Raw genomic sequence first — 17,635 nt, forward strand, 5'->3', positions numbered from 1 at the left:
GCCGAACCCGAGACAGACGAGGGAGAAAACCCATGGACATCAAGCAGTTCACGACGCCGGGCCCGACCGGCGCGACTCGTCGGCTGAGTGTGCGCGACCTGCCGGTCGAGATCCACACCGGCACGGACGGCGCGGCAGCGCTGCTCGACGAGACCTTCTACCCGCCGGGCATGCTCAACGTGCGCGAGACCAGCGACGAGCCTGAGCTGACCATCGTCGACCACATCCGCACGCCGGCCGAGATCGCCGCGCTGCTGTGGCATGCGGCGACCGGCGTGGCCGGCACGTACGAACTGACGCGCGGCTTCCGCCAGCCGAAGTACGAGGTCGACGGCCACACCGTGTTCACGTTGCGCGACGAGAACTCCGACGAGGTCGCCGCGGTGATTCGCGGCGAGCGGAGCATCGCCGTCGTGCGGCCCGACTCCGGCCTGGGCGACCGGTGGCTCACCCGGATCGTGCGCGACACCGCCACTCGGCGGGCCACGGCGGCTGGCTCGCTGGTCATGCACTCGTCGGCGTTCGTGTTCGACGGTCGGGCCTATCTGGTGATCGGTGACTCCGGCGCGGGCAAGTCCACCACCGCGATCGCGCTGTCGCGGCTGCTGCCGAATGCCGGCTGGATGGGCAACGACCGCATGCACCTCGACGTGGTCGGCGACGAGTACCGGGTGACGGCGTGCCCGCTGCCGCTGGCCGTGAACAAGGGATCGCTGGACGTCATGGGCATCACCGACTTCTCGGGCTGGGACGTGCGGGCCGGCATCCCGGGGCCGGAGTCGGACTGGGACCAGTTCCACGGCGAGGACAAGCTCAAGCTCAGCTCGCGGGAGGTCAACCGCTACCTGGAGGTCGACGTGGTGGCGGAGTCGGTGCTGGCCGGCGTGCTGCTGCCGCGGGTGGACCGCGAGGCCGACTACTGCTGCGAGGCGGCCAAGCCCGACCACGTGGCCGAGGTCCTCGAACGCAACTGCTTCTCGCTGGACGACAACCTCTACGGCGAGGACTGGCTGCGCGTCCCGGTGGCCGCTCGGGCCGTCCCGCCCTCGCTCGACGACTTCCTCGACCACATCGCCCGGCTGCCGGTGCTGCGCTGCCAGGTCGGCAGCGCCGCCGACCTGGCCAAGCTGGCCACCGACTTCCGGCACGCCGTCTAAGGAGAGGCCATGATCACCTTCCGCCACCACATCGCCAGCGGCATCCGCGGCATGGAGGAGTTCGACGAGAACGCCGTGTTGGCCAAGGCCCATCTGGTCGACAGCGACGTGCTGATGCTGTCCGGCTCCCTGGTCGACGGCTCCGGCACGCCGTCATCCGACTTCGACTTCTGCGTGATCGCCGAGCAGCCCGACGAGCGGTTCCACCGCGAGACCTTCCCGCGGGCCGAGCACATGCGCTACTACACCAGCGGCGACCGGGTGAAGGCCAGCTTCGACTACCTCCCGGACAGCCTGCTCGGCGTGGACGTGGAGTACTGGACCGCGCAGGCCGTCAAGGACATGCTGGCCGCGCACCACATCCTGTACCAGCGCATGACGCGCCGCGCCCGCAAGTCGTCCAGCTTCGCGTCGTCGGCGGTCGACTTCCGGCTGCTGTCCCGCCTGACCTACGGCGTGCCACTGACCAATCCCGAGGCATATGAGGAGATCACCGCCGAGCTGGCGCCGGGCGAGGTCTGCTACACGGCCTTCCGCGTCGCTGTCGGCAGCTACCCGGACTTCCGCGACCTGGCCGGCATGTGGGTGCAGGGCGACCACGAGTCCGCGCTGGTGGCCGCGCGCAAGCTCGGCCAGGACACGTTCCGCGGCCTCACCCACGTCTACGGCAACACCAACCGCAATCCCAAGTACCTCAGCCGGTTCCTGGCCCGGCTGCCCGCGCACCTGACCGACCTGGCCACCCGGTTCCGTCGGCTACACGCCTTCGGCGTCGCCGAGCCGGCCGACGCGCCCGAGGCGATTCTGGCCTGGCTGGACCTGATCGACGAGGCGTTCGCCGAGATCCGCCGGGTCCGGGACGACCGGCCGTCCTTCGTCGGCCGGGACGAGTTCCTCGACCTGCTCCGCGGCGAGCTGCACGAGACCATCGGGTGGAACGCCGAGATCTCCAACGAGTACTGCTTCCGCGCCCGGGAGGCCGCCGACGACCTGCCGTCGCTGCGCGAAGTGCTGGCGGCGCTGGAGAAGCGCGGTGCGGTCGAGCACGGTCTGCCGCTGCGGGAGTGGGCGGCCGGCCGCCTCGCGCCCGCCGGCGAGAACAACAAGTCGGCCTGATGTGCCGGATCTACGGGTACCTGGGGTGCGCGTTCGACGTGGCGCTGCTGGAGGCCGCCCGGGACGCCCAGCTACCCGGCGGGCCGCTGTGGGACTTCGTCCGCGACGTGCTCGCCCGGCCGCGCCTGGTGGCGTCCGGTTTCCTGGCCGGCCCCACGCTGCGGCGGCTGCTGGCCGAGCACGCCTGCTGTGGGGGCTGACGCTCCTTGAGCTGTCCCTCCCCTGATTTTCCGCTGTCCACAACAGAAAGGCGCCCGACACCGTGCGCACGATCCACGTCGTCACCCATCCGGAGGCGACCCATCACATCGATCACGTGGTCGGCGGCTGGCACGACTCCGCCCTCACCCCGGCCGGGGAGAAGGCGGCGTCGGCCATCGCCGCCGCGCTGCGGGCCGCCGTGCCAGCAGAGTCCACAGTGGAACTGATCAGCTCGGATCTGCTGCGCACCAGGCAGACGGCGGACGCGGTGGCCGAGGCGTTCGGCGTGTCGCCCCGGCTGGACCGCCGGCTGCGGGAGAAGTCGTACGGCGAGGCCGAGGGCCGGCCACAGGCGTGGCTGGACCAGCGGTTCGTGCCCCCGCCGGCGGTCGGCGACCGCATGGGCCACGAGGAAGGAGTGGCGGGCGCGGAGACCAAGGCGGTCTTCGGCCGGCGTGTCTACGCCGCCATGGACGACGTGCTGCGGCTGCCCGGCTCGCACCAGATCGTGGTGACACACGGGTTCGCGCTGACCTTCGTGATCGCGGCGTGGATCGGGATGCCACTGGAAGCCTGCGGGCTGGTCAACTTCCGCGGGGCCTCCGGCAGCATCACCACCCTGCGGGAGGATGACTTCTTCCACAACCGACAGGTGGTCACGCTCGGCGACACCCGGCACCTACCCGAATAAGCGATCGCCGAACTGGCCGGCTGACCCCGTGGTCAGCCGGCCAGTTCGCTGAGCATGTCGAGATTGCGGCCGAGCCGGGACCAGAACCGGGACACCCAGCCGAGATACCACAGCGCCAACGACGCGTCGCGCTGTCCCAGCAGCGTGACGTGCTGCCGGCTCGGCACGAACCACAACGCGCCGAGCCGGGCAAGGTCGACGGCGTCGACACCCGGAACTGCGCGCAGAAACCGTTGCACAGCCAGGTGATCCAGCTCGAAGTCGCCGCGGGCGCGCCGACAGGACAGCCACATCGCCTTGGCCGCGTCGGCCGGCCGGCGGGAGAATCCGGTCTCGTCCCAGTCGATCACGGTGCACCGGCCGGCGGCGAAGACCAGGTTGCGGCCGTGCAGATCACCGTGGTGCACCGAGGCGTCCACACCGGACAGTCGGCTCGCCGCGGCAGCGAGACCGGGCAGCCGCGCCCGCAGCGCCTCCGCCAGCGCGGTGTGCTCACCGAGCACCGTCAGGGTTTGAGCCAGTTCCCGATCGGTGTCGGCCAGCCACGGGGACGCGTAGTCGGCGATCAGCTCCTCGGCGACATCCAGGCCGTCGGCCCGTTCGGACAGGCCGGCCAGGACACCGGCGAGCGCGCCGACGTGCCGGCGGCCGTCGTCGGCCGGCCGTCCCTCGGCGAAGGGCCGGACCACAACGAGGGCAAGTCCGTGCCAGCCCAGGTCCAGCACCGGCGGATACCAAGGCGCGCCCCGTAAAGCCGAGTCGACGAGCCGGATCCGGTCGCCGGTCAGCCCCGAGGACATCGCCGGATGGTGGACCTTCACCGACAACGGCCCGACCCGGTAGGAGGCGTTGACGCCACGTCCGTCGAACCGCTCGGCGTCGCCGCCGGCGACCGCCGCCATCACCCGGGCCACAGACGGCGACTGCCCGCTCATGGCACGGGTTGGCCGGCGGCGACCTGGTCGCGCAGCCAGCCCTCGACCGCGTACTCGACCGGCACTTCGCCCGACGCCGTCACGGTTTCCGGCGTCACTTCCAGATACGGCGCGGCGAGGCGGCCGATCTGCTCGGCCACCTCCGCGTCGCAGGTCAGGCCGGTCCGGGCGAACCGGGAGCCGACCACGTACTGGCGGACCTCGGTCACCACATCACGATCCCGGTGCTGACCAACTCCTTGGTGATGCCCGAGACATCGGCCAGCGACCGGGCCACGATCTCGTGGATGCGCTCCTGCGTCTCGGGCGCGGGTTCGCCGCCGGCCACCCGCACGATGACCTCGTCGGGCGAGCCCAGCGGGGCCTCCTTCGAGGTGAACACGTGCGTCTCCACCGCCAGCCCGGTCTCCCGGCTGATCTCGGCGGCCAGGTCGCGGGCCAGCACGCCGTACAGCTTGCCGGTGTGGTCCAACGGGTTCTTGCCGGCCGGCGCCTCGATGCTCATCGAGCGCATCGGCGTGATCAGGCCGTTGATCCGGTTGCCCCGGCCGACCACGCCCACGTCGCCGGTGTCGGCGACCGAGCCCAGCGCGGTCAGGTACGGCTTGCCGTTGCGGTCGGTCGGGTTGACCAGCAGCTCCGGCCGCGCGCCCAGCAGCTGCTGGCAGAACGCGGCGATCTGCTGCTCGCACTCCCGCTTGCGCTCGAAGTACTGCTCCAGCGAGAAGATCCGGGAGGCCAGGAACGGCATGTTCACGATCAGCTTGAACCGGTCCTCGCTGCGGCTGCCGAACACCTTGACGTCCCAGCCGGTGTCCGGGTTGACCCGCTTGAACTCGGGGCCGTTGATGTGCTGCTCCACGCCGAGCACCAGCCGCTCCAGCCGGCTCAGCGGCGCGTAGCCGTGCAACAGGTTGCAGTCGTTGGAGACCAGGCGCGGGTCGCCGATCTCGATCAGGTCGTCCAGCACCTGCGGCTGGTAGCGGGAGTGGCCCCGGCCGGCGCCCTGGTGGTCCACGACCGCGCACTCCACCACCAGGTGACGCTTCGGGTCGAAGCCGGTGGTCACCTCGGCCAGCACCTCGGCGGCCGCGTCGAACAGGATCCGCCGCAGCGGGATCTCCCGGTCGCCGAAGCGGTACGCGCCCTTGCCGGCGAACAGCACCGTGTACGGCTTGGTCATCTCGCCGCGCCCGTAGTCGATGTCGGCCTCGCCACCGTAGATCATCACCTTGTCGAACCAGTGGTGCGCGACGCGCCCGAACTCGGTGAGGCAGTACTCCGAGTAGCGTCGGGACGCCCGCTCGGCGATGGCGTCGCACATGGTGTCCGGGTGCCCGACGCCCTTGCGCTCGACCAGCTCGTACGGCAGGTCCTCGATGTCGGCGGCGTCACCGGGCAGAACGCGGATCGTGCTGGAGTGTACGGCGGTCATTGAAGTTCCTCACGTGTGCGAATTGGTGAACGGGATGAACGCGCCCGGCCGACGAACGGTCAAGACGAGCGCTTTCCTTGGAGCATACGGATCCACCAGCGCGAGGCAGCAAAAAATCGCACCGTGAAACAGTGGTTGCCGCTTCTCGCCGCCGGCGGATAGGTTTCATCTCGTCACCGGGGAGGTCGGAAAACATGACCGGCGAATCGAAACCACTTTATCTGCACGACATCATCACGATGGCGGCCGCACGTCGGCCGGAAACCGTTGCGGTGGTGGACGCCGACGGGGCGTGGACCTATGCGGAACTGGCCGGACACACCGAGCAGTACGCCGCGGCCATGGCCGCGGCCGGCGTCAAGGCCGGCGATCGGGTCCTGATCGGCGCCGAATCACGGCGCTGGGTCGTGGCCGCGATCCACGGCTGCTCCCGCCTCGGCGCGATCGCCGTTCCGCTCGGTTCGGACCTGCGCCCGGCGCAATGGGAGCAGATCGGCCAGGACGCGCGCCCCGCGCTCGTGCTGACCGCTCCGCCGGCCACCGCGCCGGTCGCCGTGCCGCCACCACACCCGACCGACGCCGACGCCCCGGTGCTGTTCATGTACACCTCCGGCAGCACCTCCACGCCCAAGGCCGTGGTCTGCCCGCACCGGTCGGTGCTGTTCGCCGTAGAGGCGATCGCGGCCCGGCTGCGGTACCGGCCCGACGACGTGGTGCTGTGCCGACTCCCGTTGTCCTTCGACTACGGGCTCTACCAAGTCTTTCTGACCGCCCACAGTGGAGGGACGCTGGTGTTGTGCGGTTCACGGGCCGACGGCCGGCTGCTGAGCACAGCGGTCGAGCACGGCGCGACGGTGGTGCCGCTGGTGCCGTCGCTGGCCACCATGTTGGCGCAGCTGGCCAAGCGCGGCGACGTGCCGCCGGTCCGGCTGTTCACCAACACCGGCCAGGAACTCACCGCCGACCACATTTCCGCGCTGCGGCAAGCGTTTCCGGGAGCCGCGGTGCAGCTGATGTACGGCACGACCGAATGCAAGCGTGTCACGATCGGCGAGCCCGACGACGACCTGGTCCGTCCCGGTTCCGTGGGCCGTCCGCTGGACGGCACGACGGTGCGGATCCTCGGCGAGGACGGCGCCCCGGTGCCGCCCGGCGAGGAAGGACAGATCACGGTGCACGGTCCGCATGTCATGGCCGGCTACTGGCCGGACGAGCCGTTCCCCCGCGACCCGATCACCGGCGACCGCGTGCTGCACACCGGCGACTACGGCCACGTCGACCAGGATGGCCACCTGTACTTCCACGGCCGGCGCGACCAGCTGTTCAAGCACCGGGGCGTCCGGACGAGCGTGTCCGAGATCGAGGCCGCGGCGCGAGCCGTCCCGGAGATCGAGGACGCGGCCGTGCTGCCGCCGCGGGGCGAAGGCGAGGCGGTGTTGTGCGCCGTCACCACGCTGGAGCCGGCCGAGGCGCTGCGCCGGCTGCGTGACCGGCTGGAGCCGTTGAAGGTTCCTGCCCGCTGCCTCGTGCTGGACCGAATGCCGTTGAGCGCCAACGGAAAGACCGACCGCACGGCGCTGGCCGCGCTGATCGACCACGCGGAGATGACCCGTGCCTGACCTCGACATCCTGACTCGTCGCTACGGAAGTCCTTACTACGTCTACGAACTGGACGCCGTGGCCGGCGCGCTCGCCGACCTGCGGGCCGCGCTGCCCGCGCAGTCCGTCCTCTACTACTCGCTCAAGGCCAACCCGCACGTCGCGGTGGCCCGTGAACTGCGCCGGTCCGGCTGCCGGGCCGAGATCAGCTCGACCGGGGAGCTGGCCGCCGCGCTGGCCGCCGGATTCCGCGCCGAGGACTGCCTCTACACCGGTCCGGGCAAGACGATCGCGGAGATCGAGCACGCCATCGCGGCCGGGGTGCGGCGGTTCTCCGCCGAGTCCGCCGGCGAGCTGGACCGGATCGGCCGGGCGGCGATCGCCCGAGGCGTCGAGGCCAGTGTCCTGCTCCGCGTCAACGGTGCGTCCGACGGCGCGACCGGGTTGCGGATGACCGGCGTCCCGACCCAGTTCGGCGTGGACGAGGAGCAGGTGCTGGCCAACCCGGCGCGGTTCACCGCTGTGCCCGGGGCCCGGCTGGTCGGGCTGCACCTGTTCCCGCTCAGCAACGCTCGGGACGAGGACAGTCTGATCGCCGCCTTCCGAGCGAGCATCGCCCTCGCGGCGCGACTGCGGGACCGGGCCGGACTGCCGCTGGCGGTTGTGGACCTGGGCGGCGGATTCGCGACGCCCTACGCCCGGCCCGGGGCCAGGCCGCGATACCACCGGCTGCGGGCGGCCCTGGCCGAGGCGCTGGACGACGGTGTGCCCGGCTGGCGGACCGACGCCATGGAGATCGCGTTCGAGTCCGGTCGCTATCTCGTCGGCGACAGCGGCCGGTTGGTGACCACCGTGCAGGACGTGAAGACCACTGCCGGGCACACCTACGTCGTGCTCGACGCCGGCATCAACCACCTGGGCGGCATGACCGGGCTGGGCCGGCTGGCCCGGCCGGCGGTCACCCCGGACGGCGGCGACGGCGTCACCGCCAAGGTGACCCTGGTCGGGCCGCTCTGCACGCCGGCCGACGTGCTCGGCCGGGACGTGCCGGCCCCGGTGCCCACGCCGGGCGACCGCCTGGTCGTGCCCAATGTCGGCGCGTACGGGCTGAGCGCGAGCCTGATCGCCTTCCTCGGCCGGGACGCGCCCACGGAAGTGGTGCTGGCCAACGGCGAAGTCACGGACGCGAGCCGGCTCCGGCTGGCCCGGACCGCGGCCCCGATCCTCGACGAACTCGCGCTGGAGGTGTCATGAGCAAGGCTGAGGCGATCGCCGCCGAGCTGGCGCCGGTCCTGGCCCGCCACGCGGCCGATGTCGATGCCACCGCCCGTTTCCCGCACGAGAGCGTGGCCGAACTGCGGGAGGCCGGCCTGTTCGGGCTGCTGGTGCCGACCGAGTACGGCGGCATGGGCGGCGACCTGACCGACCTGGTGGCGGCGGCGGCCGTGCTGGCCGGGAGCTGCCTGTCCACGGCGATGATCTGGGCGATGCACTGCCAGCAGGTCGACGCGGTGGTGCGGCACGCCAAGGATCCGCTGCGGTCCTCGCTGCTGCCGCGGATCGCCCGGGACGGCTACTACCTGGCCTCGGTGACCACCGAACCCGGCAAGGGCGCGAGCCTGCTCACCGCCGGCTCGGCCGTGGTCGACGAGGGCCCGCGGGTCAGCGTCCGCCGGGACGCCCCCGTGGTCACCGGCGGCGAGGTGGCCGACGGTTTCCTGGTCACGATGCGAGCCGCGCCGGACGCCCCGGCCAACCGGGTCAGCCTGGTGCACCTGGACCGCGGCGACGTGAACGCCACCATCGTGCGGGACTGGAACGCGATGGGCATGCGGGGCACGCGCAGCGTCGGCATGACGCTGTCCGGCGCCACGCCCCGCGAGCACGTGGTCGGCGAGCCGGGCGGCTTCCGCGCGGTGGCCACCGACAGCATGATCCCGGTCGGGCACCTGACCTGGTCGGCGTGCTGGCTCGGCGCGGCGCGGGCGGCGCTGGACGGCATCGTCGGCGTGATCCGGTCGCCGAAACGATCGTCCAGCATGGACCCGGCCGGCGACCTGGTCCGGCACCGGCTGGCCCGCAGCCGGATGGAGCTGGAGCTGTGCGGGACCTACCTGGCACGGATCCGCGACGAGGTCGTCGACGCCCGACGCGCCGGCCGAGCACTGGGCGGCTACTCCTTCCAGATCAGGTTGGACGCGCTCAAGGTCGCCGCCTCCGAGCTGACCTTCGCCGCGGTGGACCGCCTTGTCCAGCTGGGCGGCGCGATGACCGGCTATCAGCGGGACGCGAAGGTGCCACTGGAGCGGCACTTCCGGGACCTGCGCTCGGCGAGCCTGAACTACGCCAACGACCGGCTGCTGACCGCCATCGGCACGTTGACCGTGCTCGACGGCGCCGGCCGGCTCCCCTGAACCCTCGGGGCCCAGGCCCCGGGTCACGACCCGACCCACTACGAGAGGAGGTCAGCCATGAAGAAGCGCAGCACGTGCGCCCGCTCCATCTGCGGCTGACAGAGAACTGGTGGGCGGCCGCACTGGCCGCCCACCGGTCTTTTTTTCGCCCTTTTTCCGAGAGGAGTGTCCCGATGAGCCGACCGCAGTGGGCCGACCCGTTCGAACAGACCCTGCGTGGCTTCCTGCCCCTGCTGGCCGACGACCAGCAGGTGACACCGACGCTGAACCTGGCCGACCACGGCCTGGACTCGCTCGCCACCGTCAGCCTGCTGCTGCAGCTGGAGGAGACGTTCGCCGTCACCATCCCCGACCATCTGCTGTCCGAGGACACGTTCGCCACCCCGGCCGGGCTGTGGGAGGTCATCGCGGGCCTGCGTGACCCGGAGCCGGCGACGTGAGCACCACGGCCCCGCTCACCTTCGGACAACTGTCCGTGCTGCGCTCCCTTGAGTCCGTCCCGCGCGAAGAACTTCCGCTGCACCACCAGGTTCGGCTGTGGCGGGTCCCGGCCGGCGCCTCGCGGGAGACCGTGCACGCGGCCCTGCGCCAGCTGGCCGTCCGGCACGAGGGCCTGCGCACCCGCTTCACCGCCGACGGCCAGATCGTCCACCCGGGCGCCGGCCCCGACCCGGAGCCGGCGGCGGACGACTGGACCACGCACGCCGATGCGTTGCGGCGCATGGGAGAACTGGGCCGACAGCAGTTCGACCTGGCCCGTGAGTACGGCTGGCGGGCGCGTCCCCTGCTCGACGCGGACGGATTTCCCCGCTACGTAGCCGTTTCGATGCATCACGTCCTCGTCGACCGCTACGCGTTCGACCGGATCACCCACGAGTTCAGCGCCCTCGTGCGCGAGAGCGCGCGGATCACGACCGAGCACCCGCTGTCCCCGCGCCGGCTGGCCGAGCAGCAGCACGGCGAGCAGTGGGCGACGCGGCGGCAGCGGGCCATGGAGTATCTGCGCGGAATCATCGACGCCACGGCCGGCTCGTCGTCGGCCGTGTCCGGCGGACGTGTCGAGGCCCGGCGGCTGGCGACGCCGTCGGCCGCCCGGTTGGCCGCCGCGAGCGCGGCGATGGGGGTTTCCCCGCAGGCGGCCATGCTGGCGCTCAGCGCGCTGGTGGTGGCGCGCCTGCGGGACACCGGCCGCCCGGTGTTCGGGCTGATGGCCTCCAACCGGCTCACCCCCGAGTGGCAGGGGATCGTCAGCTCGATGAACCAGCGCACCTGGGTGGCGCTGGACGTCACCGCCGAGACCGACTTCGTGGCGCTGGCCAAGCGGGCGGCCCTGGCCGGCCTGACCGCGTTCCGGCACGGCTGCTACGACGTCGACGAGTTGGCGCGGCTGGTCGAGACCCACGGTCCGCTGCCGGCCGTGGACTGCTCGCTGAACGTGATGACGCAGGAGCCCGGCGTCAACACGCCGGAAACCCCGGCGCCCGACGGCGACACCTGGGTGCGGCCCAGGATGCACGAGGGGGCGCCGTTCGACCTCAAGGTCTTCCAGGGCCCGCAGACCCGCACCGACCTGCGCATCGACCCACGGCTGGCCACGCCGGCCGAACTGCTGGGCGTGCTCGACTGGTTCGACGCCCAGCTGGGCCGGCTGGCCGCGGGCGAGCGGCCGCGGGTCGCCGAGCTGCGGGACTCGTTGAGCCACTGGGGTTCCGGGTGATCAGGGTCGCGGTTGTGCTGCCGCATCCGCTCGTCCGGCTGGGAGTGGAACACCTGCTCGCCGCGCACGGGCGCACCCTGGTCGTCGCGCCCGGCGAGGACGCGGACGTGGTGGTGTGCGGCCCGGACCATCCGCCCGGGCCGCGGACCGTGGTCGTCACGTCCGACCCGGCGCAGGCCGTGCCGGAGAGCCTGGTCGCGGCCGTGCTCCGGGCGGCCGGCGACGCGGACCCGCCGCCGAGGCTCGGCCGACGAGAGGTCGAGGCCCTGCGGTGGGTGGCCCAGGGGCTCACCCACCGGCAGATCGGCACCCGCATGGGGCTGACCGAGGAGACCGTCAACACCTACCTCAAGCGCGTCCGCAGCAAGCTCGGCGCGCACAACAAGGCCCTGCTCACGCGCCGAGCGATCGAGCTGGGCTACCTGACGTAGGAGCGCCCCATGTGTCTACAGTGGACGATCTTCTTCACTGACCACACGAGACTCGTCCTGACCGCAGACATGGATCCCCGATGACACCGACGAATTCCCGCCACCGGGCGGCCCAGCTGCTGCGGGACCGCATGATGCTGCTGGCCCAGCTGCGGCACGCCGGCCCGCTGGCGACCGCGACCCTGGCGCTGACCCAGCTGGCCGCCAGCGCGGTGCCGGCGTTGACCGCGCTGGCGATGGAGAATCTGGTCGCGGGGCTGCTCGCCGGCCGGTCCACGACCGGCCCACTGGTGCTGCTGGGCGCGGTGGTGCTGCTCAGCCGCCTGGCCCAGACCGTGGCCACTCCGGTGACTTACCTGGTGGCGCAACGGATCGACGCGGCCCGGCGGGCGTCCATCACCGAGCTGGCCGCGTCCAGCCCGGGCATCGCCCCGCTGGAACGGCCGCGGGTGCGCGAACTGCTCCGGATCGCCAGGGCCGACCCGGAGTTCTGGGCCGAGCGCACGCCCGGCCAGGGCACGACCGCCCAGCTGGACCTGATGACGCGGTGGCTGGGCGTGCTCGCCTCCGCGGTCGTGCTGGCCGAGTTCGCCTGGTGGCTGGCGCCGCTGGTGATCGTGCCCGCGCTGCTGAGCCGGTCGCTGTGGCGCCGGCAGTTCATGGAGCACATCGAGATCGAGCGGGACGGGGTGCTGGCCGGCATCGCCGCCAACCACTGGCGGCAGCTGGCCGTGGACTGGACCGACGGCAAGGAGAGCCGCACCTTCGGCCTGCAGGACTGGGCGGTGCGGCGCTGGCGGGAACAGCTGATGGCGATGCTGGCCCCGAAGTGGCACGCCGGCCGGCGCAGCGCGGTGGACCAGTGGCAGATCGCCGCGATCGTCGCGCCGCCGCTGACCGTCGCGTTCGGACTGATCGTCTGGCAGGCGGCCGGTCCGCTGGGCAACGTGGCCGCCGCCGCGGCGGTCCTTGGCGCGGGGTGGTCCATCCTCAACCTGCTCGGTTTCGCCGAGGCGCTGGAGATCGAGGGCGCGATTCCCGGCTGCCGGGCCTATGCCGAGCTCCGGACCGAGCTCGCGCCGTCCCCGGTCACCGGTCGGCAGCCGGCGTCCCAGGCGGAGCGCGGGGCGCCGCTGGTCCGGTTCGAGGACGTCTCCTTCGCCTACCCGGCCTCGGGTCGCCGCGTGCTCGACGGTCTCGACCTGGAGATCCACCCCGGCGAGTTGCTGGCCGTGGTCGGGCTCAACGGCGCCGGCAAGTCGACGCTGATCAAGCTGCTGGCCGGCCTGTACACCCCCACGGCCGGCCGGATCACCGTGGACGGCGAGGACCTGGCCGGGCTCGACCCCGACGGCTGGCGCGGCCGGATCTCCATCGTGTTCCAGGACTTCGTCCGCTATCAACTGTCGCTTATGGACAATGTGACCCTGGGGCACGCGGGCACGCCGGCCGACCCCGAGCGGGCCCGGCAGGCGGCCGCCGAGTCGGGACTGGACCGGATCGCCGCCGGGCTGCCCGGCGGCTGGGACACGCCGCTGACGCGGTCCCGCGCCGGCGGCACCGACCTGTCCGGCGGCCAGTGGCAGCAGGTCGTGCTGACGCGGGCGATGTACGCCCTGCGCAGCGGCGCCCGGCTGCTGGTGCTGGACGAGCCCACCGCGCACCTGGACGTGAAGTCCGAGTTCGAGGTCTTCCACCGGCTGGCCGAGCACAAGCGGCAGGCCGGGGTGGTGCTGATCTCGCACCGGCTGTCCACCGTGCGGCTGGCCGACCGCATCGTCCTGCTGGACAGCGGCGGCATCGTCGAGTCCGGCTCGCACGCCGAGCTGATGGCCCTCGACGGCCGGTACGCCACGCTGTTCACGACCCAGGCCGAACGGTTCAACCAGGGCTTCGACGACCGATTCGACGAGGGGGACCTCCTGTGATGATGCGCTATCCGCGGCTGTGGCTGGAGCTGCTCGGCATCTCGTGGCGGGTGGCGCGGGGGCTCACGATCACCGTCTTCGCCACCGAGATCGGGCTGGTGGCGGCCAACATCGGCGTCTCGCTGGCGATGCGGGCCGCCGTCAACAACCTGGTCACCGCGCACGTCGGCGTCGCGGTGACGGCCGCGGTGATCGCCGCGCTGTGCTGCACCACGGTCTTGGTGCTCAACCGCCTGCACGGCCTCGTCGGCCTGTTCATGGTGGTGGAGAAGGCCGCAGTGGCGTTGGAGGAACGGATCCTGCGCGACATCGCCACGTTGGAGAAGATCGAGCATCTCGAACGCGGCGACTACCTGGACCGCGTCACCGTGCTGCGCAACGCGCCACGGCGGATCGTCGGCGGCATGTGGACCGCGGTGCGGGCCTGCTTCACCGTCGTGCAGCTGGTGTTGACGTTGCTGTTGCTGGGCACGGTCAGCCCGTGGCTGTTGGTGCTGCTCGTGTTCGCGCTGGCTCCCCTGTGGTGCGACCGCCGGGCGCGGGCGTTGGAGAGCCGGGCCGAGACCGACACGGCCGAGGCCTTCCGGCTCCAGCAGCACCTGTTCGACATCGCCACGGATGCCAACGCCGGCAAGGAGATCCGCACCGCCCAGGCCGGTCCGGTGGTGGCGCGGGCGCAGGCCGCCGCGATGCGGGAGGCGACCGCCGGCCGCTATGCCGCCCGGGTGCGGGCGGCCTGGCTGCGGGCCCTGGGCTGGACGGTGTTCGTGGTCGCGTTCACCGCCCTGCTGGCCGTCGTGATGAACCTGGCCCGGTCCGGCGCGTCGGCGGCCGGCGACGTGGTCCTCGTCGTCACGCTGACGATCACGTTGCAGCAGACCGTGCAGACCGCGGTCGGCCAGCTCACGACGACGATGAACGCCGGCATCTATCTGGAGCCGCTGCTCTGGCTGCGGTCCTACGTCGCCGACGAGCGGGCCGCGATCGCCGGCGACGCGCCGGCGCCGTCCCGCCTGACCACCGGGATCATGGTGGAGCACCTGGGCTTCAGCTACTCGGGCACCGACCGCCGCGTCATCGACGACGTCACCGTGCTGCTGCCGGCCGGCAGCGTGGTGGCGCTGGTCGGCGAGTTCGGCTCCGGCAAGTCCACGCTGGTCAAGCTGCTGAGCAAGTTCTACCAGCCGTCTTCGGGCCGGATCACCGTGGACGGCGTCGACCTGCGGGCGGTGGACACCCCGGACTGGCGGCGCCACACCAGCGCCGCCTACCAGGACTTCGGCCGCTACCAGCAGATGACCTTCGCCGAGGCGGTCGGGCTGGGCGACATCGACCACCTGGACGATCCCGACGCGCTGGCCCGGGCGATCGCCGACGCCGACGCCGTCGACCTGGTCGGCCGGCTCCCCCACGGCATGCGGACGCGGCTGTCGCCGGCGTACGGCGGGCTGGACCTGTCCGAGGGCCAGTGGCAGAAGACCGCGCTGGCCCGGGCCAGCATGCGGACCGAGCCGGTGCTGCTGATGCTGGACGAGCCGACCGCGTCCCTGGACGCGCCCAGCGAGCAGGCGATCTTCCAGCACTACATGGCCCGGGCCCGGCGGCTGGCCGCGAGCACTGGCGCCGTCACGCTGATCGTGTCGCATCGACTGTCCACAGTGGCCGGTGCGGACCTGGTGCTGGTCATGGACCGGGGCCGGCTGGTCGAACAGGGCAGCCACGAGGAGCTGCTCGCGGCCGGCGGGCGCTACAGCGAGCTGTACCGGCTGCAGGCCCGCGCCTACGACCTGTCCCGCCCTGGGGGCGACCGGTGAGGCCGACCGCTGTGGTCACCGGTGTGTCCCGGGAGCTCGGCCGGCAGCTGTGCCGCTCGCTCAAGGACTCCGGCATCCGGGTGTTCAGCCTGAGCCTGGACGACCTGCGCGGCACGGTCGGGGTCAACCTGTTCGGCGCGATGCAGCTGGCGCAACGGTTCGCGCCGGTCAGGTCTCCCTGAGCAGCCGCTGGGCCGCGCGACGGTACTGCGAGGCCAGCATGCCGCTGACCGCCAGGACGACCGCGCAGCCAACCAACGGCCAGAACGTCAGGTTGGTCAGCGGGTCGCCGCTCGTGACGATGTTGAGCAGCAGGGCCGCGAGCGTGACCGCGAGCCAGACGTAGGTCATGCGCCAACCCGCGGACAGCGCCATGTAGTTGGCCCAGTTGCGGGCGTTGGGCAGCAGCTCGGGCGGCACTGGTTCGCCGCGCAGGATCGTGCGCAGCAGCGTGCGCCGGACCGGGCGCGGCAGCTCCGACAGCGGCAGCCGGCTGAACATCGCGTACCCGGCCTGCCGCATCGCGGCCGCCCGCCGATAGAGGTCGACAATCGCCAGCGCGGCCCCAGCCAGCGCCACGAGCACCAGGACAATCCCCCACATGCGGATGAATCGTAATGTCGAGGACGCGGAAGTGGCCCCGACCTTAGGGTGACCGATGCCAATTCGTTGAGGGGACACGACCGATGGACTTCGAGCGCCACTGCGCCGAGATCGTCACCCAGACCGAGCTGCTGGCCGCCGACGTGGCCGGCGCGGACCTGACCGCCCGGGTGCCGGCCTGCCCCGAGTGGAGCCTGGGCGGGCTGCTGCGCCACCTCGGCGGGGCGCACGCGTGGATCGAGGAGATCGCCCGGACCCGGGCCCAGGAGCCGGTGCCCGATCCGAGCCGCGACGTCGACGGCGACGACTCCGGCGAGCCGCCGGTGCGGTGGCTGCTGGACGGGGCGCGACAGCTGGCCGCCTCGATTCGCGACGCCGGGCCGGACACCGTCGTGTGGACGCCGCTGAGCCCGCTGCCGGTGTCGTTCTTCGCCCGCCGGATGACCCACGAGACCCTCGTCCACCGCGCCGACGCCATGCAGGCCGCCGGCCGGCCGTTCACCGCCGCGCCCGAGGTCGTCACCAACGCGATCGACGAGTGGATGGCACTCGACGCCCTCCCTCAGCATTTCGAGTACAACCCGGCCAAGCGAGATCTCCTCGGTCCCGGCCGCACCCTCTCGTTCCGGGCCACCGACACCGACCTCGCCTGGCACGTCGACCTCACCGGCGACGCCATCGTGAACCAGCGCGGCCTGGCCGACGCCGCCGTCACCGTCGAAGCCCCGCTCACCGACCTGCTGCTGATCATCTACCGCCGCCAGGAGCCGACCGGCGTGACCGGCGACGCCGACCTGCTCGCCTTCTGGTCCAAGCACGTCACCTTCGGCTAATCCCCTCCCCGCACCCGCCCGCTCCCTCTTTTTTGCCACATGCGGGATTGGGGTTTGCAGTTGCTAAGGGGCGACGGCCACCCAGAGGGGGAGGGGGTGGCCGCTCTCCTTGGGGGTGAGGCGTTGCACGGCGGCGAAGCCGGCGGCGGTGAGGCCGGCGGTGACCTGGGCGCCGGTGATCACCTGGTGGCGGGTGGAGACGGCGCGGATGAGCTCCCACTCGCTGCCGGAGCGGGCCAGTTGCAGGACCTCCAGGCCGTAGGACTGGCCGTCCTCGGCCCAGTCCCAGATCTGCACGGTGACCTGGCGCTGGTCGCCGCGGCCGGAGACCCGGGGCGGCGGGGCGGTGGGGCGCAGGCGGCGGAGCTTGTCGAGCTCGGGCACGGCGGCGATGAACAGGCCGCCGGGCCGCAGGGCGAGGCGGGCGGCGGCCAGCGCGGCGTCGAGGCCGTTCTCGTGGGCCAGCCGCGGCAGCAGGTCGTCGTTGGCATGCACCACATCGAGCTGACCGGCCGGCATCTGGGCCAACACGTCGAGCAGGTCGGCGAACCGGTGGTCCCCGGGGCCCAGCACGGCGGTGGCCACGTCGGCGAACACGCGGTCGCCCGCGGGTCTCGGGGCGGTCACCGAGCCAGCCTACGGGGCGGCCGGTTGGGGGCTTGCCCAAGGGCCGACACTAAGGTGAACCAACCCGGAAGCGTGACCGTCGAACCGGGTATGACTGGACACCTGGCGACTCCAAGTAATACTTTACGCCAATA

The 17,635-nt window shown here is 72.0% G+C and carries 19 protein-coding genes; 14 read left to right on the forward strand and 5 right to left on the reverse strand.

The features are described from left to right. The first annotated feature begins 32 nt into the window (after window positions 1–32). From ACIG5F_RS14895 to ACIG5F_RS14910, 4 genes are all read left to right on the forward strand, one after another. Complete coding sequence (locus tag ACIG5F_RS14895) at window positions 33–1,157, forward strand: hypothetical protein (RefSeq protein ID WP_396518230.1); 1,125 nt, start codon at window positions 33–35, stop codon at window positions 1,155–1,157. A 9-nt stretch (window positions 1,158–1,166) separates the two neighbouring features. Continuing rightward, complete coding sequence (locus ACIG5F_RS14900) at window positions 1,167–2,273, forward strand: hypothetical protein (protein ID WP_396518231.1); 1,107 nt, start codon at window positions 1,167–1,169, stop codon at window positions 2,271–2,273. Beyond that, on the forward strand, window positions 2,273–2,473 hold the full coding sequence (locus tag ACIG5F_RS14905) for a hypothetical protein (protein WP_396518232.1): 201 nt from the start codon (window positions 2,273–2,275) through the stop codon (window positions 2,471–2,473). Before ACIG5F_RS14900 ends, ACIG5F_RS14905 begins: the two co-directional genes overlap by 1 nt. Window positions 2,474–2,535: 62 nt before the next feature. Further along, window positions 2,536–3,165 (forward strand): histidine phosphatase family protein, encoded by a 630-nt coding sequence (locus ACIG5F_RS14910; RefSeq protein WP_396518233.1) that lies wholly within the window; start codon window positions 2,536–2,538, stop codon window positions 3,163–3,165. A 32-nt stretch (window positions 3,166–3,197) separates the two neighbouring features. Here the strand turns inward: ACIG5F_RS14910 and ACIG5F_RS14915 are convergent, their stop codons facing one another. Genes ACIG5F_RS14915 through ACIG5F_RS14925 form a run of 3 tightly spaced genes read right to left on the reverse strand, consistent with a single transcriptional unit; the run spans window position 3,198 to window position 5,535 of the window. Continuing rightward, window positions 3,198–4,079 carry a phosphotransferase gene (locus ACIG5F_RS14915; RefSeq protein ID WP_396518234.1) on the reverse strand — a complete coding sequence of 294 codons (882 nt, stop codon included), beginning with the start codon at window positions 4,077–4,079 and terminating at the stop codon, window positions 3,198–3,200. A gap of 17 nt (window positions 4,080–4,096) precedes the next feature. After that, a complete protein-coding gene (locus ACIG5F_RS14920) occupies window positions 4,097–4,309 on the reverse strand; it encodes a hypothetical protein (RefSeq protein WP_396518235.1) in 213 nt (70 codons plus the stop codon). After that, window positions 4,306–5,535 carry a methionine adenosyltransferase gene (locus ACIG5F_RS14925; RefSeq protein ID WP_396518236.1) on the reverse strand — a complete coding sequence of 410 codons (1,230 nt, stop codon included), beginning with the start codon at window positions 5,533–5,535 and terminating at the stop codon, window positions 4,306–4,308. Before ACIG5F_RS14925 ends, ACIG5F_RS14920 begins: the two co-directional genes overlap by 4 nt. 194 nt (window positions 5,536–5,729) lie before the next feature. On the opposite strand from ACIG5F_RS14925, the gene ACIG5F_RS14930 reads away from it, so the two are divergent. From ACIG5F_RS14930 to ACIG5F_RS14970, 9 genes are all read left to right on the forward strand, one after another. Then, window positions 5,730–7,154: a class I adenylate-forming enzyme family protein gene (locus tag ACIG5F_RS14930; RefSeq protein WP_396518237.1), complete on the forward strand. Its 1,425-nt coding sequence runs from the start codon at window positions 5,730–5,732 to the stop codon at window positions 7,152–7,154. After that, the gene (locus ACIG5F_RS14935) at window positions 7,147–8,388 is read left to right on the forward strand and encodes a type III PLP-dependent enzyme (RefSeq protein ID WP_396518238.1); all 1,242 of its coding nucleotides are present in this window, start codon (window positions 7,147–7,149) and stop codon (window positions 8,386–8,388) included. Before ACIG5F_RS14930 ends, ACIG5F_RS14935 begins: the two co-directional genes overlap by 8 nt. Beyond that, window positions 8,385–9,548 carry an acyl-CoA dehydrogenase family protein gene (locus ACIG5F_RS14940; RefSeq protein ID WP_396518239.1) on the forward strand — a complete coding sequence of 388 codons (1,164 nt, stop codon included), beginning with the start codon at window positions 8,385–8,387 and terminating at the stop codon, window positions 9,546–9,548. Before ACIG5F_RS14935 ends, ACIG5F_RS14940 begins: the two co-directional genes overlap by 4 nt. 173 nt (window positions 9,549–9,721) lie before the next feature. Next, the gene (locus ACIG5F_RS14945; protein WP_396518240.1) at window positions 9,722–9,988 is read left to right on the forward strand and encodes a phosphopantetheine-binding protein; all 267 of its coding nucleotides are present in this window, start codon (window positions 9,722–9,724) and stop codon (window positions 9,986–9,988) included. Beyond that, a complete protein-coding gene (locus tag ACIG5F_RS14950; protein WP_396518241.1) occupies window positions 9,985–11,265 on the forward strand; it encodes a condensation domain-containing protein in 1,281 nt (426 codons plus the stop codon). Before ACIG5F_RS14945 ends, ACIG5F_RS14950 begins: the two co-directional genes overlap by 4 nt. Further along, a complete protein-coding gene (locus tag ACIG5F_RS14955) occupies window positions 11,262–11,696 on the forward strand; it encodes a response regulator transcription factor (RefSeq protein WP_396518242.1) in 435 nt (144 codons plus the stop codon). Before ACIG5F_RS14950 ends, ACIG5F_RS14955 begins: the two co-directional genes overlap by 4 nt. 80 nt (window positions 11,697–11,776) lie before the next feature. After that, window positions 11,777–13,624, forward strand: coding sequence for an ABC transporter ATP-binding protein (locus ACIG5F_RS14960; protein ID WP_396518243.1), 1,848 nt, complete (start codon window positions 11,777–11,779; stop codon window positions 13,622–13,624). After that, a complete protein-coding gene (locus ACIG5F_RS14965; protein ID WP_396518244.1) occupies window positions 13,624–15,438 on the forward strand; it encodes an ATP-binding cassette domain-containing protein in 1,815 nt (604 codons plus the stop codon). The genes ACIG5F_RS14960 and ACIG5F_RS14965 overlap by 1 nt, the downstream gene beginning before the upstream one ends. Continuing rightward, window positions 15,435–15,620, forward strand: coding sequence for a hypothetical protein (locus ACIG5F_RS14970; RefSeq protein ID WP_396518245.1), 186 nt, complete (start codon window positions 15,435–15,437; stop codon window positions 15,618–15,620). Before ACIG5F_RS14965 ends, ACIG5F_RS14970 begins: the two co-directional genes overlap by 4 nt. Here ACIG5F_RS14970 and ACIG5F_RS14975 read toward each other — a convergent pair. Then, window positions 15,607–16,041 (reverse strand): hypothetical protein, encoded by a 435-nt coding sequence (locus ACIG5F_RS14975; protein WP_396518246.1) that lies wholly within the window; start codon window positions 16,039–16,041, stop codon window positions 15,607–15,609. The two genes, ACIG5F_RS14970 and ACIG5F_RS14975, sit on opposite strands and share 14 nt — an antisense overlap. Before the next feature lie 83 nt (window positions 16,042–16,124). Between ACIG5F_RS14975 and ACIG5F_RS14980 the strand changes: the two genes are divergently transcribed. Further along, entirely contained in the window at window positions 16,125–16,874 is a 750-nt protein-coding gene (locus ACIG5F_RS14980; protein WP_396518247.1) for a maleylpyruvate isomerase N-terminal domain-containing protein, read from the forward strand. Between the two features lie 63 nt (window positions 16,875–16,937). Here the strand turns inward: ACIG5F_RS14980 and ACIG5F_RS14985 are convergent, their stop codons facing one another. After that, window positions 16,938–17,501 (reverse strand): hypothetical protein, encoded by a 564-nt coding sequence (locus ACIG5F_RS14985; RefSeq protein WP_396518248.1) that lies wholly within the window; start codon window positions 17,499–17,501, stop codon window positions 16,938–16,940. Window positions 17,502–17,635: the final 134 nt, after the last annotated feature.

It is taken from the genome of Kutzneria sp. NPDC052558, from assembly GCF_044547355.1.
Classification (GTDB): Bacteria; Actinomycetota; Actinomycetes; order Mycobacteriales; family Pseudonocardiaceae; genus Kutzneria.